The sequence below is a fragment of the Thalassospira sp. A40-3 genome, from assembly GCF_015871485.1.
Classification (GTDB): Bacteria; Pseudomonadota; Alphaproteobacteria; order Rhodospirillales; family Thalassospiraceae; genus Thalassospira; species Thalassospira tepidiphila.
Genome location: NZ_CP065428.1, coordinates 436,054 through 459,647 on the forward strand (window position 1 = coordinate 436,054; position 23,594 = coordinate 459,647).

At 54.9% G+C, this 23,594-nt stretch carries 21 protein-coding genes; 13 read left to right on the forward strand and 8 right to left on the reverse strand.

What is annotated here, in order from left to right:
- Window positions 1-4: 4 nt before the first annotated feature.
- Both IT893_RS01965 and IT893_RS01970 read right to left on the reverse strand, forming a co-directional pair.
- The gene (locus IT893_RS01965; protein WP_197146649.1) at window positions 5-2,071 is read right to left on the reverse strand and encodes an antifreeze glycopeptide; all 2,067 of its coding nucleotides are present in this window, start codon (window positions 2,069-2,071) and stop codon (window positions 5-7) included.
- A 1-nt stretch (window position 2,072) separates the two neighbouring features.
- On the reverse strand, window positions 2,073-2,210 hold the full coding sequence (locus IT893_RS01970; protein WP_165374927.1) for a hypothetical protein: 138 nt from the start codon (window positions 2,208-2,210) through the stop codon (window positions 2,073-2,075).
- 387 nt (window positions 2,211-2,597) lie between these two features.
- On the opposite strand from IT893_RS01970, the gene IT893_RS01975 reads away from it, so the two are divergent.
- The 6 genes from IT893_RS01975 to IT893_RS02000 all read left to right on the forward strand — a co-directional run bounded on the left by IT893_RS01975 (window position 2,598) and on the right by IT893_RS02000 (window position 8,716).
- Window positions 2,598-3,209 carry a shikimate kinase gene (locus tag IT893_RS01975; RefSeq protein WP_252724049.1) on the forward strand — a complete coding sequence of 204 codons (612 nt, stop codon included), beginning with the start codon at window positions 2,598-2,600 and terminating at the stop codon, window positions 3,207-3,209.
- Between the two features lie 4 nt (window positions 3,210-3,213).
- Complete coding sequence (gene aroB, locus IT893_RS01980) at window positions 3,214-4,329, forward strand: 3-dehydroquinate synthase (protein ID WP_197146651.1); 1,116 nt, start codon at window positions 3,214-3,216, stop codon at window positions 4,327-4,329.
- A 179-nt stretch (window positions 4,330-4,508) separates the two neighbouring features.
- Window positions 4,509-5,783, forward strand: a complete 1,275-nt coding sequence (locus IT893_RS01985) for an HlyC/CorC family transporter (RefSeq protein ID WP_008889896.1) — start codon at window positions 4,509-4,511, stop codon at window positions 5,781-5,783.
- 252 nt (window positions 5,784-6,035) lie between these two features.
- Window positions 6,036-6,485, forward strand: a complete 450-nt coding sequence (locus IT893_RS01990) for a CBS domain-containing protein (protein ID WP_197146652.1) — start codon at window positions 6,036-6,038, stop codon at window positions 6,483-6,485.
- Between the two features lie 213 nt (window positions 6,486-6,698).
- On the forward strand, window positions 6,699-7,268 hold the full coding sequence (locus tag IT893_RS01995) for a DUF2889 domain-containing protein (protein WP_197146653.1): 570 nt from the start codon (window positions 6,699-6,701) through the stop codon (window positions 7,266-7,268).
- A 167-nt stretch (window positions 7,269-7,435) separates the two neighbouring features.
- Window positions 7,436-8,716 carry a transporter substrate-binding domain-containing protein gene (locus IT893_RS02000; RefSeq protein ID WP_252724050.1) on the forward strand — a complete coding sequence of 427 codons (1,281 nt, stop codon included), beginning with the start codon at window positions 7,436-7,438 and terminating at the stop codon, window positions 8,714-8,716.
- 26 nt (window positions 8,717-8,742) lie between these two features.
- Here the strand turns inward: IT893_RS02000 and IT893_RS02005 are convergent, their stop codons facing one another.
- The 3 genes from IT893_RS02005 to IT893_RS02015 all read right to left on the reverse strand — a co-directional run bounded on the left by IT893_RS02005 (window position 8,743) and on the right by IT893_RS02015 (window position 11,044).
- Window positions 8,743-9,354, reverse strand: coding sequence for a c-type cytochrome (locus tag IT893_RS02005; RefSeq protein WP_197146655.1), 612 nt, complete (start codon window positions 9,352-9,354; stop codon window positions 8,743-8,745).
- Window positions 9,354-10,607: a sorbosone dehydrogenase family protein gene (locus tag IT893_RS02010; protein WP_063089129.1), complete on the reverse strand. Its 1,254-nt coding sequence runs from the start codon at window positions 10,605-10,607 to the stop codon at window positions 9,354-9,356. The genes IT893_RS02005 and IT893_RS02010 overlap by 1 nt, the downstream gene beginning before the upstream one ends.
- Window positions 10,608-10,747: 140 nt before the next feature.
- Window positions 10,748-11,044 carry a BolA family transcriptional regulator gene (locus IT893_RS02015; protein WP_197146656.1) on the reverse strand — a complete coding sequence of 99 codons (297 nt, stop codon included), beginning with the start codon at window positions 11,042-11,044 and terminating at the stop codon, window positions 10,748-10,750.
- Window positions 11,045-11,204: 160 nt separating this feature from the next.
- On the opposite strand from IT893_RS02015, the gene IT893_RS02020 reads away from it, so the two are divergent.
- The 5 genes from IT893_RS02020 to IT893_RS02040 all read left to right on the forward strand — a co-directional run bounded on the left by IT893_RS02020 (window position 11,205) and on the right by IT893_RS02040 (window position 18,109).
- Window positions 11,205-11,855, forward strand: coding sequence for a DnaJ domain-containing protein (locus IT893_RS02020; protein ID WP_008889903.1), 651 nt, complete (start codon window positions 11,205-11,207; stop codon window positions 11,853-11,855).
- 212 nt (window positions 11,856-12,067) lie between these two features.
- On the forward strand, window positions 12,068-13,075 hold the full coding sequence (gene cobS / locus IT893_RS02025) for a cobaltochelatase subunit CobS (protein ID WP_008889904.1): 1,008 nt from the start codon (window positions 12,068-12,070) through the stop codon (window positions 13,073-13,075).
- 51 nt (window positions 13,076-13,126) lie between these two features.
- Window positions 13,127-15,052 (forward strand): cobaltochelatase subunit CobT, encoded by a 1,926-nt coding sequence (gene cobT, locus IT893_RS02030; protein ID WP_064781123.1) that lies wholly within the window; start codon window positions 13,127-13,129, stop codon window positions 15,050-15,052.
- Window positions 15,053-15,071: 19 nt separating this feature from the next.
- Entirely contained in the window at window positions 15,072-15,911 is an 840-nt protein-coding gene (gluQRS, locus tag IT893_RS02035) for a tRNA glutamyl-Q(34) synthetase GluQRS (RefSeq protein ID WP_197146657.1), read from the forward strand.
- Between the two features lie 212 nt (window positions 15,912-16,123).
- Window positions 16,124-18,109 (forward strand): bifunctional diguanylate cyclase/phosphodiesterase, encoded by a 1,986-nt coding sequence (locus IT893_RS02040; protein ID WP_252724051.1) that lies wholly within the window; start codon window positions 16,124-16,126, stop codon window positions 18,107-18,109.
- 89 nt (window positions 18,110-18,198) lie between these two features.
- Here the strand turns inward: IT893_RS02040 and IT893_RS02045 are convergent, their stop codons facing one another.
- Window positions 18,199-18,387: a hypothetical protein gene (locus IT893_RS02045; protein ID WP_008889908.1), complete on the reverse strand. Its 189-nt coding sequence runs from the start codon at window positions 18,385-18,387 to the stop codon at window positions 18,199-18,201.
- Between the two features lie 448 nt (window positions 18,388-18,835).
- On the opposite strand from IT893_RS02045, the gene rpmB reads away from it, so the two are divergent.
- Both rpmB and IT893_RS02055 read left to right on the forward strand, forming a co-directional pair.
- A complete protein-coding gene (gene rpmB, locus IT893_RS02050) occupies window positions 18,836-19,129 on the forward strand; it encodes a 50S ribosomal protein L28 (protein WP_008889909.1) in 294 nt (97 codons plus the stop codon).
- A gap of 391 nt (window positions 19,130-19,520) precedes the next feature.
- Window positions 19,521-20,087, forward strand: coding sequence for an HNH endonuclease (locus tag IT893_RS02055; RefSeq protein WP_008889910.1), 567 nt, complete (start codon window positions 19,521-19,523; stop codon window positions 20,085-20,087).
- A gap of 92 nt (window positions 20,088-20,179) precedes the next feature.
- Here the strand turns inward: IT893_RS02055 and IT893_RS02060 are convergent, their stop codons facing one another.
- Together IT893_RS02060 and IT893_RS02065 are read right to left on the reverse strand one after the other, a co-directional pair.
- The gene (locus IT893_RS02060; protein WP_197146659.1) at window positions 20,180-22,363 is read right to left on the reverse strand and encodes a TonB-dependent siderophore receptor; all 2,184 of its coding nucleotides are present in this window, start codon (window positions 22,361-22,363) and stop codon (window positions 20,180-20,182) included.
- Window positions 22,364-22,511: 148 nt separating this feature from the next.
- Window positions 22,512-23,399 (reverse strand): helix-turn-helix transcriptional regulator, encoded by an 888-nt coding sequence (locus IT893_RS02065; protein WP_197147638.1) that lies wholly within the window; start codon window positions 23,397-23,399, stop codon window positions 22,512-22,514.
- Window positions 23,400-23,594: the final 195 nt, after the last annotated feature.

A 23,594-nucleotide genomic window follows, 5' to 3' on the forward strand; every position in this document is an offset into this window, starting at 1 on the left:
GAGCCTACTGATTAAACGACATCAGCAGTTCTGTCGCCAGACGCCGTGCGTCATTTTCCTGCCCGATGACCAGAAGCGACGTCACAGTATCGCTCAGGACCTTGGGGTCGGCATTGTCGACAGCCGCGACCTGTTGGGCCTGAATGGCCAATGCCGCGGTTTTCGCCTTTTGCCGCGCAGCCGCAGCTGCGTTGAGTTGATGCGATACAGCACTGCTGGTTGTCATGCGTTGTTCGGCATAGGGGGCGGTCAGGATGCTGTCCCACAACGTATTGGGGACTTCGATGCCGAAACCTTCAAACAGGTTGAAAATCAGTTCGCTATAACGTCTTGCCGCGGCCTGATCGCCGCGCGCAGCCTGCATTTCCTGCCATTCGACCATACGTGCACGATGGCGGGCAAGGGCGGCTGCGCGATCAGATGCACTTTGCACATCCTCTGCCGAGGCCGAGTTGGGCATGACGGTTGCCGACGCCATGCCGCCACTTGATGTCGGTGCACCCGGCACGACGGCACCGCCAAGACCGAAGGTTTGCGTCGGACCGGATTGCGGATCAGCCCCAAAACTCTGCGAAGAACTTCCATCCGTTGCCATGGCTGTCGGTCGAACGGCGCCTGTTTCTTCAAGGCCGGAAATCGCCAGAACCGGATAAAGCAGGCTCAGGCGTGATGAAATGTCATTCGATGCATTGGCCGATGATTTGGCAACCTGAAGCCAGTTTTCTGCCCGCTCGAAATTGTTTGCGGCAATTGATGCCCGAAGGGCAGGAACAGCAAACCACGAAAAGTCGCCATTCACCGGAATGTCGGTCATCAGCGGCGCTGCCAGCCTTGCGACCTGCATGAAATCGCCTTCAAAATCCGCGGCGTCAAACAGGGCAGCCAGAATTTCGGCCCGTGCGGCGGCAACATCACTTTGTGCTGCGGCCTGATAAAGCTTGGCATACTGGCGCGCCTGAATGCCTTCGCTGGCATCATCAAGAACGCTTTCCAATGCCGCCGGTTCGAAATTCACCGACTGATAAACATCAGCCAGCTTTTCCGGGCTGATCAGGCCAAGATTTTCAGCCTTGCGGGCGGCCTCAAGGCGAACATCGGTCGCAGTCGCATCGGCAGTGGTAATGCCGATGATGGCGGCTGGATTTTCGGTTTCAAGCTGGCTGGTCGGGATCGATTGTTTGGCAACCGCCAGAAGTGCCAGATCGATCGGGCGCAAATCATTTAGCAGGTCGGCATCGGCAGTACTGCCACTGCGGATTGCGGAAACCAGACCAAAGAAGGTGGCATCGCTTTCGCCACCCATTTCACGCACAAGATCGACGGTGAAGGCCGCAGAAGTCGGGTCATTGGCGTAAAACGCGCACATCGCCGCCGCCTTAAGCCAGAAAAGCTCCTCGTAACTTGCGCCGTAACCTTCAATCGCGTCACACGCCGCATCAATTCTGGAGCCAATCAGAAGGGCGTTGACCTCTGCCTGCGCCAGCATGGAGCCGCGCGATCCTTGCGGGGCGGCGCGGACAAGTTCGATGGCGTCATCAAGCGCGCCCATTTCGATCAGCTTTGCAACACGCGCTTCAAGCAGGCTGATATCAGCCGAGCCCTGAGGCAGGGCGGCTGCGGACAGAAGCAGGCGTTTTTGCAAGTCACGCGCAGCATGGGTCGCCGGGGTCGCGGGCAATTCTGAAATCAGTTGTGCCGCAGACCGGCGGGTGGTGCCGTTCCACATATCGGCGCCAAGGCCACCGCGCGATTGATCAATGGTCCCGACGGCCTCGGCGTCGACTGCGCCAAGTGACAGCGATTGCACCGCGTTCGGATCCGACGGGAATGCATCAGTCTCGCTGGTGCCAGATGACGTATTGCCAAAGCTGCCTGATCGCGGGGCCGATGTGGCCCCCGGATTGGTCGGGCTTGGGGCAACCTGGCGTTCCGCGTCCTGTTCTGCTTCCTGTTTTAAAAACAACGGCACGGGGGCCGAGTTTTGCGCGTTTGCAGGGGCGGAACCCAGTCCCGTTCCCGTCATCATGGCCAGTACACAGGTCTGCATTAACAGGCGGGAACGCAATGTCATCTTAGTTAAACCTCGAATTCGGGATGGTTTCTTCGATTTGGGCGGTCGGGGCAGGAATGTCCCAGGTCACCAGGAAAGTGGCACCGCCGGCAATCACGGCGATAACCAGCAACAGGATGATGCGCGATAAAATTCTCATTTTAATCCAGACTTCGAAGCGTTTAAGCGATGGACGCGAATACCAGTATGCGGACGAAAATCAAAGATGCAAGAACCGCAACCGCCAATCATTCTGGCGATCCGTCCAAGTATCTTGAACCTGTCATCGCAATGGGGTGGTCGCACTCCAATTCGGCAACTTAAAGGCAGTATAAGTGCCTGTTACTCACAGAGAGTTAATGCCATCGCGCAGAACAACATTGGGCAAAACGATGCATAGGCATGCCTAAAGTGACTGAAAGGGGCAATTTGGCGCAGTATTTTTGTCGTGTTTTCTGTCCGGTTTGCTTGCGTTCGGGGGCAAGCTGGCCTAAAGATTTGGGTAATTTGTATCTCAATGATTGAACCACAGGACTGCAAACCGAACATGGACAGCAACATTGCCGAGTCGGGTTTGCACGAAGACGTGATCGCCAAAATTCGGGACGGCCTGAAAGGCCGGACATTGGTGTTCATTGGACTGATGGGTGCAGGAAAAAGCTGCATCGGCCGTATGGTCGCCAAGGAACTCAAACTGGATTTTGTCGATGCCGACCGCGAAATTGAAGAAGCCGCTGGCTGCTCGATCGCCGATATCTTCAAGCTGTATGGCGAAGAGGCGTTTCGCGACGGCGAGGAACGTGTAATTGCCCGTTTGCTTGATGGCGAACAGATCGTGTTGGCCACAGGCGGTGGTGCGTTCATTCGCGAACGTACCCGACAATTAATCCTCGAAAAATCCGTATCGGTCTGGCTTCGTGCCGACCTTGATCTGCTGATGCACCGCACCAGCGGGCGGACCCATCGTCCGTTGCTTAATAACGGTGATCCCAGACAAATTCTCGCGGATCTGATCGAGACGCGTTACCCGGTCTATGCCGGGGCAGACATTATTTTCGACTGTGATGAATCCTCAAAGGAAGCCACCCGCGATGCGGTTCTTGAACTGCTTGCCGATTCCTTTGATGACGATGGTCAATTGATCAAGACAGGAACCTGACAGAGTGAGCAATCACGACACCCTTCGCGTCGACCTTGGTGCGCGCAGCTATGACATCCTTGTTGGCAGCAACCTTTTGGCCGATACCGCCAAATATATTGCCCCGTTCGTCAAGAAGGCCGGTGTGGTCGTGATCAGCGATGCGGCACTGTCGGACAATCATTTACCGACCGTGCTGGCATCGCTTGACGGGGCGGGCATTCCTCACCGCGAAGTCGTCGTGCCGTCTGGTGAAAAGTCCAAAAGCTTTGCCATGTTCGAAAACGTCGTCGAACAGATTTTGGCGATGGGGATCGAACGGTCCACCCTGATCATTGCCCTCGGTGGCGGTGTCGTTGGCGATCTTGCCGGGTTTGTTGCGGCGTCTTTGTTGCGTGGTCTTGATTTCGTTCAGATCCCGACCACTTTGCTGTCGCAAGTCGATAGTTCCGTTGGTGGCAAGACCGGGATCAATTCCAAGTCGGGCAAGAATCTGATTGGTGCGTTTCATCAGCCGCGTCTGGTTCTGGCCGATACATCCGTTCTTGATACCTTGCCGGCACGTGAATTGCGGTCGGGTTATGCCGAGGTCGCCAAATACGGCCTGATCGATGATCCGGAATTCTTTGCCTGGCTTGAAGAAAACGGGCAGGCGGTTCTTGATAAAGATGGATCTGAGCGCCGTCAGGCCGTGATAAAAAGCTGTGCGGCGAAGGCCCGCATCGTGTCCGAGGATGAACGCGAAGGCGGCAAGCGTGCACTTTTGAACCTTGGTCATACCTTTGGTCACGCGCTTGAAGCCGAAACCGGATATGGCGAAAAGCTTTTGCATGGCGAAGCGGTTGCCATGGGTATGGTCATTGCCCATGACGTTTGCGGTGCCATGGGTATGGCACCTGCGGGCGAGAAAGACCGGATTGTTGCCCATCTGAAATCGGTGGGTCTTCCGGTGACGGCATCCGAGGTCACGGGCATGCATTGGGATATCGACAAGGTGATCAGCCACATGTCACGCGACAAAAAAGTCCGCGACGGCGAGATCACCTTTGTCATGACCCGCGGGATCGGCAAGGCGTTTACATCCAAGGCAATGGATGTTGAAAAAATGCGTGCCGCGATCACCCGATCCTGTCGGGGTTGATCAATATTATACTGATTCACAATGCGTGTGGGTCGACGGACGTGCATGGTGGCGGTCACTTCGCGGTGGTGACTTTGCCGCCAATGTGTTGTTGTTAACTTGTTTAACGGCATTTGACCTTATAGATGAACACAGAACAAACTTGCTCTGTTGCAATCACCGCTTGGAGACGGCCCTGAATGACGATCACGATTGTCGTGATTTTTTTGCTGCTGATGCTTTCGGCATTCTTTTCTGGCTCGGAAACCGCGCTGACGGCGGCGTCGCGTCCGGTCATGCATCACAAGGAACAGGATGGTGACATTCGGGCCGCAATCGTCAACAGGTTGCGGCGGTATCAGGAACGGTTGCTGGGCGCGATCCTGCTTGGCAACAACATGGTCAACATTCTGGCCTCTGCCCTTGCAACATCGGTGATGATCGAACTGTTTGGTGAAAACGGTGTCGTGTATGCGACGGCGGTGATGACCGCGCTTGTTCTGATTTTCTCGGAAATTCTGCCAAAGACCTACGCGCTTCAGCATGCCGATACCATGGCGCTGCGCGTCGCGCGCCCGATGAGCATCCTTGTCGTTCTGTTCGCGCCGATCACCCAGACCATTCAGGTCCTGGTGCAGGCGACCCTGCGCCTGTTTGGCAGTGGCGAGGGCCCCGGTCTTGATAGCGAACGCGAATTGCGTGGTGCCATCGAACTGCATGCCGATGACGTGGTTGTCGGTAACCACCATGCCGAACGCACGATGTTGCACGGGGTGCTTGATCTTGAAGATGTCGGCGTTTGGGAAATCATGGTGCACCGTCGCAAGGTGCAAATGATCGACATTTCCCGCCCGATGGAAGAAATCCTTGATACGGTTCTGGCAAGTCCGCACACCCGTATTCCGATCTACGAAAAGGACCCGGACAACATTGTCGGTGTTCTGCATGCGCGTGAAGTTCTCAAGGCGATTGTACGCGGGGCCAAGCCCGCCAGTGCCGAGGATGTCCGCGAACTGAGCTCTGAACCCTGGTTCATCCCGGATTCAACCACCCTTGCCGACCAGCTTAAGGCGTTCAAGGAACGGCACGAACATTTTGCCATCGTGGTTGACGAATATGGCGCGTTCGAAGGCGTTGTGTCGCTTGAAGACATTCTGGAAGAAATCGTTGGCGATATTGCCGATGAAACCGACGTCGAAGTGGTTGGTGTCCAGCCGCAGGCTGACGGATCGGTCATTGTGCGCGGCGATGTCACCATTCGCGACCTGAACCGTCGTTTCGGCTGGCGTCTGCCAGATGAAGAAGCCGCCACCGTGGCCGGTCTTTTGCTGTATGAAACCCGGCGTATTCCCGATGTCGGGCAACAGTTCCGTTTCCACGGTTTTGAGTTTGAAGTGCTGCGGCGTATTCGCAACCAGATCACCCGTGTGCGTCTGCGCGCGGTGACGGATCCGGCCGGGGAAGAACAGGAATAAACCTTCTTCCCCGCTTTACCGGTGTGTTGCCGACAAACCACTATAGCGTAAAAAATTTCAGCTTTATCTACTTATGGGTTAAACTCTTGTTTCAGGGTCTTGACCCAAAGGATTGCAGGGCCACTTGCAAATAAGGGCCCGTCACACTGTGTCATCCAGTGACGTCATTTCTATGTGACGTCAGTCAGTGTGAAACCAGATGATCTGATCGGGTTTGGGCATGTGGCAACAGCAACCTGCAGAGAGAGATGCATGGATACGAAAATTGTACCGGGTGTGGTCCAGGAACAATCCATCGCGACACTCAACCCCGCCGATTCCGTGATGGACGCCGTCACCATGATGACGGAGCGCAAGATTGGCGCTGTCATCATCGTTGATAACAACGCCAGACTGGCTGGAATTTTTACCGAGCGTGACCTTGTCAACCGTGTGGTGGCAAAGGGGCTGGATGCGGCATCTGTGCCGCTTTCCAAAGTCATGACCGCTGATCCCGATACGCTTGGTCCGAATGATTCCGCCATGAGTGCGCTTGATCTGATGAGTGCACGGCGATACCGCCACCTGCCGGTTGTCGATGGCGACAAGGTTGTTGGCATGGTGTCGATCCGTGACCTGTTTAATGTGGTCAAACGCCAACTCGAAGAAGATGTGCGGGAACGCGAAAAGTTCATCTTCGGATCGGACTACGGCGTGGCCTGAAGCCACCGGTTTTCTGGAAGCAGCATATGGCGTCGGTCTGACGGGGAATTCCCCGTCAGGCCTTTGCAACGTGATGAATTCCGATGAGTTTCCCGAAATTCCGGTGACCGTCTTTTGCCGCGAGGCTTGGGCGGCGGGAATGACGGAAAATGCGTTTGCGACTTGACAGCCCGCAGGTGAACGTCTTTACGTTTACGTAAAGGAGAAATTCCGATGCCACTGTCCCGCCCCGCAGAACGCGAACACATCCATACCCGCACCGTGACCTGTCAGGGGTTCCGGCGCAAAGACGGCCTTTGGGATATCGAAGGTCACATCACGGATGTCAAAACCTATGGTTTTTCCAATCATGATCGTGGTGAAATCCCCGCCGGCGAGCCAGTCCACGGGATGTGGATACGCGTTACCATTGGCGATGATCTTGTGATCCGCGAGGTCGAGGCCGTAACCGACTATGCCCCGTTTTCGGCCTGCGATGCGATTGCCCCGAATTACGAAAAGCTGGTCGGTTTGAAGCTTGGCCCGGGCCTGCGCAAACAGATCCGCGACCGGGTGGGTGGCGTTCATGGCTGTACGCATCTGAATGAATTGATGGGCCCGGTTGCGACCACGGCGTTTCAGACAGTCTTCCCGATATTGGCCAAGGAATCCCTGCAGGCACGCGATGAAACCGATGACAAACCGCCACGACGCAATCCGCTGATCAATACCTGCCATGGCTGGCGCAGTGACGGGCCCGCCGTCAAACGGATATCCCCGGAACTCTATACCGGTGGAGATTAACCGGGGCGTCTTGCAAGTGCATCTGCCCGGTCCAATATCCAAATGGTCCGTAACGTGTAATTGTCAGGTGGCGTGTGTTCATGTTGCGTAGGTGTGGAAACGCCAATAACAAGAAAGATTGCAAAGGCTTCTTGCACCCGTTTGAAATGGCGGTGTTCTATTGTTGCGTGACTGCCATATTACTTCTGACGGCATCCATCGCGAAGGCACATGATCTTGCATCGCCACAGGCAGAAGCCGGACAAGCCAATCTTGATGAACAGGATGGCTTCCTGATCTTGCAGACCAACCTGCACCCCCCCTATCAGGAACTTCATAACGGCATACTCAGCGGATATTCGGTTTCGATCCTGAACTGTGTGTTTGATCGGCTTGATATTGGCTATGGGCTGGCGATTGCACCCCGCCAACGCAACCGCGAAATGGTGCGCACCGGCAAGGCCGACGGGTTCTTTTTGGCCCGCATCAGCGACGCGATGGACGAATACGCCGTGGCGTCAAATCCGTTGGCGCTTGAAAAATGGGTTTGGGTATCACCCGCGATCAAGTCGGATGATCCCCGTGTCAGTCGGCGGCCTAAGCCCGGTGATTTTTCTACAGTCGGGGCGATACTGGGATCGAACGAGGCCGAGTGGTTGCTTGAACAGGGCTACACCGATGTCATGCGTGTACCTTCGATTGCGTCACTGGTCGCGCAAGTCGCAGCAGGTCGGGTCGAATATGCCCTTGTCGATAAGCACAGTTTTGAATTCGCCCGTAAGGAACTGCAACTGACAGCCGATAAGTTCCGGATGCAGTTCGAACGCTATGTGCCACTGGTTGTGTATTTTTCCAAACATTACGTTGCGACTTTCCCGCGGCTGCTTGATGACCTCAATGCCGTTTTGGAATTTTGTGAAACCCGCCCGATGCATTTGGAAGCCTGGGAACGCGAAGCAATCCAGAATGTTCAACTACCCGGCATTCGCCAGTTTGCAAGTTCCCCGGAACTTTTGGGCTATGTTTTTAACCAGTTGGATGAGACAGAAATACAGAGTGCCGATCAGAAACTTCTGACGGATCAAGAATGGATCACGCTGGCGCGCGAAGGTGCCGCCAGTGCAATCGCGACGGAAATCCTTGGCAATGATTTGTCAAAATACCTTCGCACGTTTCAGGCCAGTATTGGCGAACAAGTGGCAGAGGCATTCGTTTTTGACACCCATGGTCAGATCATCGGCATGAGCCGCCTGACATCGGATTTTGATCAGAGTGACGAAGCCCAGTTTCAGATGATCGATAGCCTTAATCGTGAAAAGGCACTGATCACTGATATTTGGTATGACGCCTCGACCCGTGCGTTCCTGTCGCAAATCACGGTGCCGATCATTGACCCGGATAGTGGTCAGACACTTGCCGCCCTGACCGTAGGCCTGAACGTTTCCGCAGCACTGCGTCCGGAAAGCTGAGATCACGTAACGGTAAATCGTCCGGATTACTTGCCGGGCGGCTCGGAAATTTCAATCGCGATATTACTGTACCAGTCCGCCGCGGCTTGCATCTCCGCATCCGTCAGGTCCTTGGCAATCGGTGTCATGACGTCATGAACCCGCTTGCCGGTGCGAAATGCCTTGAGTTGCGTTTCGATATATATATTGGTTTCGCCTGCCAGATTGGGGGCGTCTTCCAGTGTTGAAATGCCATTCGCGCTATGACAGCCAACGCAAAGCTCGGGTGCATCATCTTCGGATGTGTCGGCGGGCAGGGTGCCTGATACCTCGAAATGGCTGAACCAAAGCGCAACCTTGCTGATCTGATCATCAGACAGTCCGCTTGCGACCACGGTCATCATTTCATGTTCACGGGTGCCGGTCTTGAAGGCGTTTAGCTGGGCGATCAGATAATCGACCGGCTCGCCCCCGATATGCGGGGCAATCGGAATGCGCGCCAGCCCATCAAGCCCATGACAGGTGCGACACATTCCGGCAACCTTGCGGCCATCCTGAAGGGCGTCCGCATCAGGCGTGGACTTATCTTGGGCCGCCACATTGGACACGCCCCCGGCGGACAAAAGCCCGCCGAGGAGTGCGATCATAAATCTGCGCATCAATTGCCCTCATACCAGATGCGATACAGCGCACCGGCCAGATCATCGGAAACAAGGATCGAGCCGTCGCGCAATTGGGCAACATCAACCGGACGGCCAAGATATTCCTCGTTCTCGTCAATCCAGCCTTCGGCAAACGGTTCGATGGTGGCGTTTCCTTCATCGTCAATGAAGGTCACCATCACCCGCGCGCCCACCGGGGTTGTGCGGTTCCACGACCCATGCTGGGCCGAAAATATCGCGTTCTTGTATTTGGCCGGGAACATGTTGCCGGTATAGAAGCTCATGCCAAGGTCGGCGGCATGCGCCACGGTTTCAACCGCAGGCATGACCACATCATAGGGCACTTCCTGACCGGCATATTCATTGGTGCGGACATCACCGCCGCCATACCACGGATGGCCAAAATGTTGGCCTGCGGCGGTTTGATGGTTGATCTCGCCGGGCGGGATATCATCGCCCATGCCATCGACCTGGTTATCGGTCCACCACAGTTCACCGGTGACCGGATGGAAGTCATGCCCGACGGAGTTGCGCACCCCGTATGTGTAGACTTCGCGGCCGGTGCCATCGGTATTGATGCGGATGATGCCACCAATTCCCCACTCGCGATAAAGATCCAGCTTGTCTTCCGGCGCCACGTTAAACGGCTGACCAAGCGAGATATAAAGCTTTCCATCCGGGCCGATTTTGCAAACGCGCGCGGTGTGGTTATAGCTTTCCTCGGCGGGTGGGATCAGATCACCCTGCTTGACCACGTTGAACGCGGCAACGTCCGGGCTTTCATAGAAAAACTCGGCCGCCGGGAACACCAGAACACGGTTCTGTTCGGCGATATAAAGGAACCCGTCCGACGAGAAGCACGGACCGTTCGGGATGCTAAATCGAAGCGACGGGGCGAAGTCCTTGACCTCGTCGGCGACACGGTCCTTGTTGCGGTCGGTGACCGACCAAACCTTGTCCTTGCGCGTGCCAACAAAGGTCACAACCCCCTGTGGCCCGACGGCAATATGGCGGGCATCGGGGACAATGGCATAAAGACCGATCTTGAAACCATCAGGAAGCTTGATGCGCTCAAGGGTCTTTTTGATCCCTTCGGCGTAATCACCACCCTGTTCGATGACGGTGAATTCTGTCGTTCCGGTTGATTGGAAGTTGGAGAGTTTTTCAAGATTGTCCGGCGCAGGTGCTTGCGCGTAGGCGGTTCCGGACATGGCAAGCGCAATGCTCGCCATTAGAAGGCGTTTCGTCATTACGTAGTCCTCCCGATTGTCGCGGATGCCATTGACCGGCATCCGTGCCGCGCGAATTTCACCATTCGCACGGCTTGTGTATAAGCATTGCGCCTAATCGGTATGAACGTCTAGGTTGATTTCACTATGTGGAATTATTCTTAATTGTTTTTGTTGCCCAAGGCGATTTCGTATTCTGCTGGTGTCATGGTTTTGAGTGCCAGCGCGTGCACGCGATCCTTCAGCAACGCATCAAGCGCGCCATATACAAGGCGCTGGCGATTGACACGGTTTTCGCCTTCGAATTTTTCGGAAACCACAAGAACGGAAAAATGGGACTCGCCACGCGGGTCTGCACCGGCGTGACCGGCATGTTTGGACGAATCATCATTGATCTGTAGTTCGACCGGGCTGAATTGTTCGGTCAGGATGTCACGGATCTGGTTGGCGACCTGCATGGTAAGGGCCTCTGTTTTCTGGTGATGTTTGCAGATTGCTGCAAAAACGTTTCTTTACGTCACGTTCTGTCATGCGGTGACCGTTTTTCAAGCCTTTTATCGCATTTAAAGCGCCCGTATGATATTGCGCGCATCGAATTTTCAGAACATATAGACGCAAATGAACCGAGGACACCGCAACAAGCGCAAGACGCTTTACCATGAAGAACCCGTTCTGCCGGAATGTGACTGGCCGGAATGTGACGGGCATGGGGAATTCCGTGCGCCCAAGGATCGCAAGTTGCGCGACTATTACAAGTTCTGCCTGGAACATGTCCGCGAATACAACAAATCCTGGAACTATTATGCCGGCATGAAGGCCGAGGATATCGAAAACGACATGCGTCGCGATACCCACTGGCAACGCCCGACATGGCAGTTCGGTCATATCCGCGGATCAAAAAAACCGTTCAATTTCAAATTCAAGGACGGGTTCGGCTTCTTTAACGAAGACGGCGACCAGACCCATCATGGCCCCGGCGCCGAAGCCAGGGCCAATGCCGAACGCAAACGCAAAAGCGAAGAAGCCCAGCGTCGCGCTGGCGCCATGGGCATGCCTGCCGAACAGCAAGAGGCCATGGCGACCCTTGATCTTGGATGGCCGTTCACCCGCGATGAACTCAAGACGAAATACAAGGCACTTTCCAAAAAGTACCACCCTGATGCCAATGGCGGCGACAAGGCGGCCGAGGAACGGTTCAAGCGGATCAGCGCGGCCTATACGTCACTCACGCGCTATATCCGCGATCTTGAAGCGCGTGTGACACTTTAGCTTTCTGGCTAATTTTCTGCGAAATTTGGTCAAAACCGGTCTATCTGGTTGCAGTTTGCGTATCTGGAAGGTCTTATCGACCAAACCTTTTGCGATAATAGATATTTTTTGCGCATCTTCCCTTTGTGTGATGCGTCATAACCGCTATTAATGAGCAAGTTTAACGAAACGACCGCGTCACCAGCGCCGGTCCGAAAAACGCGCGAGTACTTATGAGCCAAGGTTACGAAGCGAGCGGTGCAGCGGCAGAACATCCGCTTGATACACCCGACATCACCATTTCCGTCCGTGAAACGTTCGGGATCGATATCGATATGGAAGTCCCGGCATTCAGTCAGGGCAGCGAACATGTGCCGGCGATTGATCCGACCTATCGTTTTGATCGCGATACCACGATGGCGATCCTGGCGGGTTTTGCCCATAACCGCCGCGTGATGATCCAGGGTTATCACGGCACCGGTAAGTCGACCCATATCGAACAGGTGGCAGCGCGTCTGAACTGGCCGTGCGTGCGCGTGAACCTTGATAGCCATATCAGCCGTATCGACCTGATCGGTAAGGACGCGATTGTTCTGCGTGATGGCAAACAGATCACCGAATTCCGCGAAGGCATTTTGCCTTGGGCGCTCAAACGCCCTGTTGCGATGGTGTTTGATGAATATGATGCCGGTCGCCCCGATGTGATGTTCGTGATCCAGCGTGTGCTTGAAGTCGATGGCAAGCTGACCCTTCTTGATCAGAACAAGGTCATCCACCCGCATTCGCATTTCCGCCTGTTCGCAACCTCGAACACGGTCGGTCTTGGCGATACCACGGGCCTTTACCACGGTACTCAGCAGATCAACCAGGCACAGATGGACCGTTGGTCGATCATTGCGACGCTGAATTATCTGTCGGTCGAAGACGAAACCAACATCGTCACCGCCAAGGTTCCGGCATTTGATACTGCCGAAGGCCGCCAGAAGATCGAGGCAATGGTTGCCCTTGCCAATCTGACGCGTCAGGGCTTTGTGGCTGGTGATATCTCGACCGTCATGAGCCCGCGTACCGTGATCACGCTTGCAGAAAACGCCAAGATTTTTGGCGACGTTTCCTATGCCTTCCGCGTAACGTTCCTTAACCGTTGCGATGAAGTCGAACGTCCGATTTTGGCGGAATATTACCAGCGTTGCTTTGGTGAAGAACTGCCTGAGGAAGCCATTAATGTAATGGTCCGCTAAGGCGTGGCTCTTAAGCAGATTGGCGAACTGGTTCCACAAGCGAGTAGTGCGATGAAGAATGATGAGGCTCTTTCCGGCTTCTTGCGCGGCACGGCAGCGACGTTTCGTGCGCTTGCCGGGCGCAATGATCTGGAAGTCGGCTTTGTCAAAGGCGGGCGTCCGGGCGGCTATGGTGAACATGTGCGTTTGCCGATGCCCAAACAGTCTATGCCCAAGGATGAAGTCGCCGATCTGCGCGGTGTTGCCGATGGCTGGGCGCTTAAGATGCGCCACCATGATGCCACCCTGCACGCCAAACGCATGCCCGAAACGGCCGAGGCACAGGCTGTTTACGATGCGCTTGAAACTGCACGTGTCGAAGCAGTGGGTTCGCGGTATTTCCCCGGTGTGCGCAAAAACCTTCGCGAACATGCCGAACAGGATTGCCATGCCAAGAACTATCACCGTGTGACATCGCGCGACGATGCCCCGTTTGCCGATGCGATCGGGATGCTGGCGCGTGAAGTCTTTACCGGTGAAAAGGCCCCTGAATCTGCCGGTCCGCTGATTGATCTGTGGCGTTCACATATCGAAGAAAATGCCGGTTCAGACCTGAGCAACCTGCGTGATCTGCTGGACGATCAGGATGCCTTTGCACGCGGCATGCGCAAATTGCTTGATCACCTTTCGCTTGAAGACGACCTCGACGATGCCCCGCCCGAACAGGAAGGCGAGGATGACGAGCAAAAAGACGGCGAAAATGATCCCGATCAGGAAGACATGGAAAGTCAGGGCGGCCAGCAGGGCCAGAATGACGATTCCGAACCTGATGGCAGCGATGATCAAACCGACGCCGGTTCCGAAGAAGCCGAAGCCGGTGAAGGCGACATCGATGATCAGCAGCTTGAAGCCATGTCGCAGGAAGAAAAGCCTGCCGGACCGGGCGAGCAGCCGGAATTTGATGGCCGCAACGAGCCAGTTGAACGTGGCTATGAGCCGTTTACCCGCGAATTTGACGAGGTCGTCACCGCAGATGATCTGTGTGAAAACCTCGAACTGTCGCGCCTGCGCGCCATGCTTGATAAGCAGCTGGCCAACCTTCAGAACGTGGTTTCCAAGCTTGCCAACCGTCTGCAACGCCGCCTGATGGCGCAGCAGAACCGTGGTTGGGACTTCGACCTTGAAGAAGGCATTCTTGATGCCGCCAAGCTGGCCCGCATCGTCTCGACCCCGTCGACGTCGCTGTCGTTCAAGCAGGAACAGGATACCGACTTCCGCGATACGGTTGTCACCCTTCTGATCGATAATTCCGGCTCCATGCGGGGCCGTCCGATCACGATTGCCGCCCTGTCGGCTGATATTCTGGCCCGCACACTGGAACGTTGTGGCGTTAAGGTCGAAATCCTTGGTTTCACCACCCGTCAGTGGAAAGGTGGCCAGTCGCGCGAAAGCTGGGTCGAGGCCGGAAAACCGCCGAAACCCGGTCGTCTGAACGATCTGCGGCACATCATCTACAAGGCTGCCGATACGCCATGGCGTCGGGCACGCAAGAACCTTGGTCTGATGCTGCGCGAAGGGCTGCTTAAGGAAAACATCGACGGCGAAGCACTGCTTTGGGCGCATGAACGTCTTCTGGGTCGCACCGAACAACGCCGGATCATGATGGTGATTTCCGATGGTGCGCCGGTGGATGACTCGACCCTTTCGGTCAATTCCGGGAATTATCTGGAACGTCATCTGCGCGAAGTGATCGAATGGATCGAAACCAGATCTCCGGTCGAACTTCTGGCGATCGGGATCGGTCATGACGTCACGCGTTATTATCGCCGGGCGGTCACGATCAACGATCCGGAAGAACTCGGTGGCACCATGCTGCGTGAATTGTCCGATCTGTTTGACGAGCAGGGCGCGCGCCAGCCCAAACGTCCGATGCGCCATGTGCCCGCCGATAACGCGCAGGCCCGCGATCATGCCACAGGCGATCGCGACCGCTGGTAAGGGCAGGGGTGCTTGAAGGATGACCACGATCACCCGCTTTGCACCAAGCCCGACCGGATATCTTCATCTCGGCCATGCGGCCTCAGCCTTGTTTTCTGCAAAACAGGCCGGGCCGGATGGCCGTTTTCTTTTGCGGATCGAAGATATCGACCAGACCCGGTGTCGTCCGGAATATCTGGATGCGATCTATGAAGACCTCGCCTGGCTTGGCCTTGAATGGGAAAAACCGGTTCGGGTGCAGTCCGATCACTTTGCCGATTATCAGGCGGTGCTGGATCGCTTGTTCGACATGGAACTTCTTTATCCGTGCTTTTGCACCCGCAAGGACATTCAGGCGGAAATCGCCCGCATCGGCAACGCACCACACGGCCCGGATGGCGCGCTTTATCCCGGGACCTGCCGACAGTGTTCGCCAACCGAACGCAAGAATCGCATTGCAGCCGGTGAAAGCTATGCACTTCGCCTTGATATGTGGGCTGCGATCAAACGGGTGGGCAAGGAACTGACATGGTTTGATCGCTCGGCAGGCAAACAGATCGCCACCCCGGAAATCTTTGGCGATGTGGTTCTGGCACGCAAGGATACCCCGACCAGCTATCATATCTCGGTTACCCATGATGATGATCTGCAGGGCATAACCCTCGTCACTCGTGGTGAGGACTTGTTTTTTGCCAGCCACCTGCATCGTTTGTTGCAGGAATTGCTGGGCTATGACGTGGCGGAATATCACCATCACGGGCTTTTGACCGGGCCTGATGGCAAACGCTTTGCCAAGCGTGACAAATCCAAGACGCTCAGATCCATGCGCGAAGAGGGGATGTTGCCCGCCGACGTGATCAAGCTGGCGGATCATTTCTGATTGACCGGGGCTGGTCGGTGATCCCTTAGTAAGCCGTAATATTTTGTGTTTTTCATATTCCCGTTGTCGTTGATTATTACCTCCGTATAGGATGTTTTGATCGAACGATGATGTCGGGGGCACAAGACCAGATGAAAAAAGATGCTGGCTTGGTTAGGGGAATTGCGAAGCGCATTCTCGACCCGGGCATAGAAATAAGTGCCGGGGAAGAGTTGAACGGAAAGGTTCAGCGCGACCTTCTTGATCTGGCCTATCGCAACAATTGGGCAAACATTTTGGTCAACCTTGCTGCGGGCGGCAGTTTGGTTGTGATGCTCTGGCTGCTGGGCGATCTTGCACCGATCACTGTGGTCTGGTTGATGGTCGTGACGGTGGTCTGTTTTGTGCGCTTCTGGGGTGGGTATCTGTACCGGATGGAGCGTGAAAACGTCAGTAACCTGTCCGATGCCTTGTTGCGCAAGTGGCGATTTCGCTACCAGACTGGTGTGGTTGTAACCGGGCTTCTTTGGTCAATGGTCGGAGTGATCGAAATTCCGACGGTCCATGGTGAAAGCCAGTTTCTCACCATGATTATCATCGCTGGTATGGCCGGCGGCGCCACGGGAATTCTGGCGCCCGTCTTTTGGGTCGGGCGCATTTACCTTTGCGCCCTGTTGCTTCCGCCGGCGGTCATTCTCTCGCTGATGCCAGAATCGAACTACATCCTGTCGGCATTGGGGCTGGTGTTCCTTATGGTGATGCTGGTGACGCACCGGAACAACCATGCTGTCCTTTTCCGATCCTTCGTCCTGAAGCATCAGAACCATGGGCTGGTCGAAGACCTCAGGCAGAAAAACCGGATTACCGAAAACTGGAATGCCACCCTCGAAGCGCGGGTCGAACAGCGCACAGAGGAGCTGCGCAATCTGGTCGAACACGATGCCCTGACCGGTATCCTGAACCGTGACGGGATTGTCGCATGGTTCGAACATAAAAAGAGATCGGACGCGCTTCTGGATTACGCTGTGCTGTTTATCGATCTCGACCGGTTCAAACAGATCAATGATGGCTTAAGCCACGCGATTGGTGATGAAGTTCTGCGTGCTGTCAGTATGCGACTTCGGGAATGTGTTGATGACCGCCATGCGTTGGGCCGTTGGGGCGGGGATGAGTTTCTGATCGTTCTGGCCGCCCCGCATGAAGAGCTTCACCCACTGGTCGAAACCACGGTTGAACTGGCGCAGCGTGCGGTTAATCAGCCGATCAATATTGTCGGTCATACATTGCATGTCGGGTTCAGTACTGGCGTTGCCTTTTCGTCCGGACGTAATCCGTCGATATCCGAACTGATCCACTGGGCGGATCTGGCCGCGGCCGAGGTCAAGCGATCCGGCCGGGGCAGTGTGCATAACTACGACAAGATGCTGCTGACGGAGCAGGAACGCCGCCTGAGCGTGACACAGGCGCTGCGCCGGGCACTGAGTGCTGATGAGTTTTATATCGAGTACCAGCCGGTCATTGATGCAACCCGTTGCGAAATAATCGCCTACGAGGCGCTTTTGCGCTGGAATAGCGCGGTGCTTGGCACTGTGCCACCCGATGAATTCATTCCAATTGCCGAGGAAAGCGCGCTCATCGTTGATATCGGGGAATGGTGCATGCGGCGCGCCTGCCAGACCCTGCATGACAATACCGAGATTCCGGTCACCACGAAAATTGCCATCAACGTTTCGATCCGTCAGATCGTGATGCCGAATTTTCCCGATATGGTTTCGCGCATCCTGACGGAAACCGGTCTTGCATCCAGTCGGTTGGTTTTGGAAGTCACGGAATCGATCTTTGAAAAACGCCAGACGTCGCAGATTTCCGCCGTGCTTGATCATCTGCACGCGATGGAAGTTGGTATTCATATCGATGATTTCGGGACCGGGTATTCATCCTTGTCGCGCCTGCATGAAATTCATGTCGATGCGGTCAAGATCGACAAATCCTTTGTCTTGTCGATGGATGAAAATGCCCGCGTGGTGATCGAGGCGGCAATTCTGATCGCTCATCGCTTTGGTCTTAAGGTCATTGCCGAGGGGATCGAGACCCCGCAACAGCGCGCGGAACTCCGCGCGATGGGGGTAGATGCCTATCAGGGGTACTTCTTTGCCCGTCCGGGACAACTTCCGTGTCGTGACATTCACTGGAAAACTGATCCGGATTTGCCGACCTGAGGCTGTTTCTTTGGAACTGGCGCAAAAAAAAAACGGCCTGCCGCAAGTGTGGCAAGCCGTTCACAGTCCTGTTCTGCTGGGGGACAGAATCAGCGGCTAAAATCAATCAGAACAAGGAAGCTGACCGGCACAAGCGCCAGTGCGACATAAATCCAGAAGGACGCGATCGGAACGCCGAACGCGGCAAGAACATAACCGGCAAGGTAAAGTGCCAAGCCAATTACAGCGACCAGCAGAATGCCCAAAAGCGGCAGAGAAACTTTGCTATCTGATTTCATGTCCCGTCATGCTCCCGAAACGGATTTCTTAACTCATGGTGTTGAACCTACCATGCTGTGCGCGTAGGCGTTTTGATCCGTATCAATAAACGCGACAGTTTGAATCCAAAGGCCTTTGCAGGCATGAAGCAGGGTACTCTTATTATATAAACACAGAGAATCGATTGTTCGCACTGTCTCAGGATGGCGCAATTGCCTGTAAATGGGGTCTTTGTTATTGTCGCCCCGGTTTGGAAAATATCAGATTCCGTGCGGTTGAGTTGGGCAAATACCGGCACAAACCAAGGATTATCGTCAAAACAGCTCTGATAAGCGTTTTTGTCGCGGTTTTCGGTTGATGAAGGCTTGACGGCATGGGTTAGAGGCGGTAATAACCCGCTTCCAAGCGCGGGCCTGCATGTTCAGGCCAAGCGTCCTTTTGCGAATTTATAGACCAGGAGATCAGGTCATGGCACGTCGCTGCCCGGTATCCGGCAAAGGCGTTTTGGTCGGCATGAATGTGAGCCACGCCCACAATCGTACCAAACGTCGTTTCCTCCCGAACCTGCAGCCGACCTCGCTGCTTAGTGAGTCGCTCGGTCGTTCGGTGCGTCTGCGTCTGACCACCAATGCTGTCCGCACCATCGAAAAACGTGGTGGTCTGGATGCGTATCTGCTCAGCACTGCAAATGCAAAGCTGCCGGCAGATTTGGTGAAAATCAAACGCCAGGTCGCCAAAGCTGTTGAAGCAAAAGCTGCCTAATTAAGGCTTCTGCTTTACAGACAGAATTTACGAAGGCTCGCTTTTTAGCGGGCCTTTCGTTTTTTTCGGCTCTGGGCTTGGCCATCCGATGCATCGGTTCAGGTGCACCAGACAGGCTGCCAGACATCGTCGGGCGGCTTTTTTTGTGCCGTGCCGCACTGGCAGTTATCCAAGGGTTTCTTGGGCTACGCAAGGGTGCAGTCTCAATAAACGCGACTCGGCAGAACACGAGCTTTGCGCTTTTGGAAATTTGCTCTATACTTTGCTCTATCAGTGGTTTACGTCGCCGTGTCGCCCGGTTTGGTGAAACGTCATGATATGTTCATCAACAGCGATTCCCGGACCTGCTAAATAAGGCAAGCGACTCGGTAAACACGGTGGAGCGGATGGTATGCATTTATCGCCCAATGCGTGTCCGGCACTTGTTCTTAACGCCGATTTTCGGCCGTTGAGCTACTTCCCGCTATCTCTTTGGTCATGGCAGGATACGCTCAAGGCAGTCTTTCTTGAACGCGTCGATGTTCTTTCCGAATACGATCGCGAAGTACGCTCTCCTTCCTTTAAAATGCGCCTGCCCAGCGTCATCTCGCTCAAGGAATATGTCCCGCTTAAAAGCAGCCCGGCCTTTACCCGGTTTAACGTCTTCCTGCGCGATGAATTTTCCTGTCAGTATTGCGGCGACCGCCTGCCGACAAATGAACTGACCTTTGATCATGTCATCCCGCGTGCGCGCGGAGGGCGAACCAATTGGGAAAACATCGTCACGGCCTGTTCTGACTGCAACCTGTTTAAAGGCAGTCGATCGGTGCGCGAGGCTGGCCTGCGACTACGCAGGACGCCGGGACAGCCCTCGATGCACGAACTCCAGACCACAGGACGCCGTTTCCCGCCAAACTATCTTCACGAAAGTTGGCGGGATTTTTTATACTGGGATACCGAACTGGAATACGACTTCTAGTCGACACCAAAACTTTTACAAAGTTCAGCTTGGCAACGAAAAAGCCGACGGCAGGACCGTCGGTTTTTTTGTATTCGCTGGTTCAAGAAAACTTACAGATCGAGGGTAAGCTTTAGAAGTGCCGTACGTCCTTCGCCATAGCCGCAGGCCGTGGCTGAACTGCAACCTGCGACATATTCCTTGTCAAACAGGTTGCTGACATTGAGGCTGAGGTTCCACTGGTTCTCAACGCCGTAGCCAAGGCCAGCGTCAAACAATGTTGCTGCCGGTACTTCGTACTGGTTGGCCTCGTCCGCATAGGATGCGCCTTGATAACGTACACCACCACCTAGGCGAAGGCCGCTGAGCGTGCCCTGACGGATGGTGTAATCGAGACCAAGGGTCGCCATCTCGGTCGGGACGGTGACCGGTTGCTTACCAATCACACTTGCGTCTTCGTCCTTGGTAACTTCAAGGTCGTAGGCAGTTGCGCTAGCACTGAGCAGCAGGTTCTCAGTGATGTTCGCCTTGGCCTCAAACTCGATACCCTGTGAGTTAACTTCACCAAGCTGACGCTCGTTCTGGAAGGTGCCGGTAATCACGTTCTGACGGGTCAGGTCAAATACAGCAACCGTGAAAAGGCCATCGAAGCTATTGGGGACGTATTTCAGGCCTGCTTCATACTGGCTGCCGGTTTCCGGTTCATACACCCCTTGGGAGCTTGAACCGAGAACCGGGTTAAAGAACGTTGCAGCGCTTACATACGGGGTCAGACCATTGTCGAAGGTATATGCCAAGCCAGCGCGACCGCTCCACTCACCTGTGGTTTCGCTATAGTTGTTGTACCGGGAAATCGGATCGTCGCCATCGGTTTTGACATAATCATAACGACCATTCAGCGTCGTGATCCAGCCGTCACCAAATCGGATTTGATCCTGAGCATATACACCGATCTGGTTCATGACAATGTCCTGATCGAGATAGGCAGATCGTGCGACCTGTGCGGTGCCATGTACGGGATTCAGCGGATCAATATCGGTACCTGCGCCGGAATATTCTTTGCGCGACATATCAAACCGCTTTAGGTCGATGCCACCAAGCAATGTGTGATCAAGTGCACCGGTCTCAAAGCGCTGTTCGAGCTGGTTATCAAGACCGATGGATGTGATCTGGGTGCGGTGTTCGAACCCCCAGCGATCAAGGTCGTAATTGGTGGTTGTTGGTGATGTTCCACCGGTGGCATAGCCACTTGGGTAGTAGTAAATCTCATGAATGTCCGCATGTCCGATCCGCGCATTCTGGCGGAAGGTTAGGTCGTCATTGAGATCGTGTTCAAGTTCGTAACCGACCATAACCTGACGGCGCAGGTTTTTATCAAGGTCGGGTTCAGAGAAGTTGGTTTCCGGATCAATCTTGCCATAAGGCGCATCTTTGGCAGTGCCGAAATAGGGCAGGAAACCAAGGCCACCATTATGCTTGCCGTCCACGAAGGTAAAGCTGCTAAGCAGGGTCAGGCTGGTGTCTTCGTTCGGCGTCCAGGCTAAGCTTGGTGCAACCGTCCCCTGGAATCCTTCATTGTCGTCGGCCTGTTCGTCGCCATTGGTAAAGTTACCGGTCAGGCGGTATGCTGCAACGTCACTAAGCTTGTCGCTGAAATCGATGCCTGTGCCATATTTCCCCGTCTCGGTGACGGAAAACTCAAGACGGCGCAGTGGCACATCGGTCGGGCGTTTGCTGACATAGTTTACCATGCCGCCGGGATTGGTGCTGCCATACAGGACAGAGGCGGCACCGCGAAGGACCTCTACCCTTTCAAGAGTGTAATCATTGACCAAGAATGCGCCAAAGCCATAGGCGTAGTTTTGCAAGCCATCAAGATAAGCTCCGCTCTGGGTTGCTTCAAAGCCACGAATGAAGAACCAGTTGGTATCCGTGTCGGAGCCATAAGGCTGGGTGAATACGCCAGCGGTATATCGCAATGCTTCATCGACTTTGTCGACACCGCGGCTGTCCATCTCTTTGCGGCCGATAACGGATACGGATTGCGGGATTTCCTCAATGGCGGTGCCGGTTTTTGAGCCGGTTGCACTGTGTGTAGCAACATATCCGTTTACAGGAGCATGTGCAGGCTCTGCTTCGGACTCAATGATCAGAGGTTTAAGGGTAGTGCTTTCGCCGTCACGTTCTGTCGCGTCATCTGAAGACTGCGCAAGCGCAAAATCGGGTGCGGCAAAAACCAATGCAAGTGCCGTACCCAGCAAAAGGGTTGAAGACAATTTCTGTCCTGTAAAACGCATTTGGGATTCCCTGTATCGGTTGTCTTTGACGACGACCTGTCGGGCGGGAACCGGCGGGTCATCTGTGATGATGGCCTTTTCGATATCACGCGTTGGGGGATGGGATATTGAACCGGATTTCGGCGTATTGAACGGAATTTGGCTTAAGTTACGCGATCTGTTCCTTGCGCCATGCACCCGGCGTGGTGCCAACGATTTTGCGGAACACGCGGGTCAAATGCGCCTGATCGGCAAAGCCGACCCGAAGGGCGACCGACGCTAGCGGTGTCTCGGCATCTTTAAGCAGGGTTTTGGCGCGCTCCACCCGGGCTTTCATCTGCCACTGTTGCGGCGGCATGCCGGTACTTTCGCGGAAGGCCGAGCAGAAATAGGATTGCGAGAGCCCGGTCAACTGTGCCAGTTCATCAAGGCGGATGGTGCGTCCGCAATTCTGTTCGATATAATCGACCGACTTGCGCAAATGGTACGGTGCCAGTTTGCCGCGTTTGCGTTGCGGTTCACTTGCCGCGCGCGGTTGCAGCAGGGCCGCGGTCAACGCGCTGATCAAACCTTCGCCATAGATCTGCGGGCTTTGGTGTTCGCTTTGCAGGTCGTCGGCCAGCAACCGAACCAACGTATTGATGCGCGGATCACAAAAACCGATGCGGGGTGTTTCTAGGGTCGCGAGGTCAAGTGGGGCGCCCATGCTGTTTTCAAGCGCGTCGACATCAAGATGGATATCAAGATGGCGCAGACGACACGCGCCGAAGACCTCGGATGAGACCTCCATCCCGGCCGGGATATAGGACAGGCATCCTTTGCCGCGACGTTGCTGATCTGCCGCGTCATCTGAGGAACGGACGTTGATACGCCCATCGCCCACGCAATCAATGATCGCTACCAGACGCGGGGCTTGCGAAACATAGGTTCCCCCGGCCTCCGCTTCACATTCCACATGCCATAAATCGGAAATGGCGGTGTTCCAGCGACGGAACCGCAGGTCATCAAGAAGGGAAATACCTTCGATGTGGCTGGTCATATGCGGATGGAATGCCATGGCGCTCACGACAATGGGGTCCTTTGTGCAGTCGGAACTTATGGTGCGAATGGGTCTCAATATAACCGGGAATTTTCTGCAAACAATAACAATTCTCATTATCAGGCGAAGAATTGTCAGATTTCTGAGCAATTGTTCGCGCAAAAGGCGGCCTTTGGAAATGCAAAAACCCGCCTGACGTGTCAGACGGGTTTT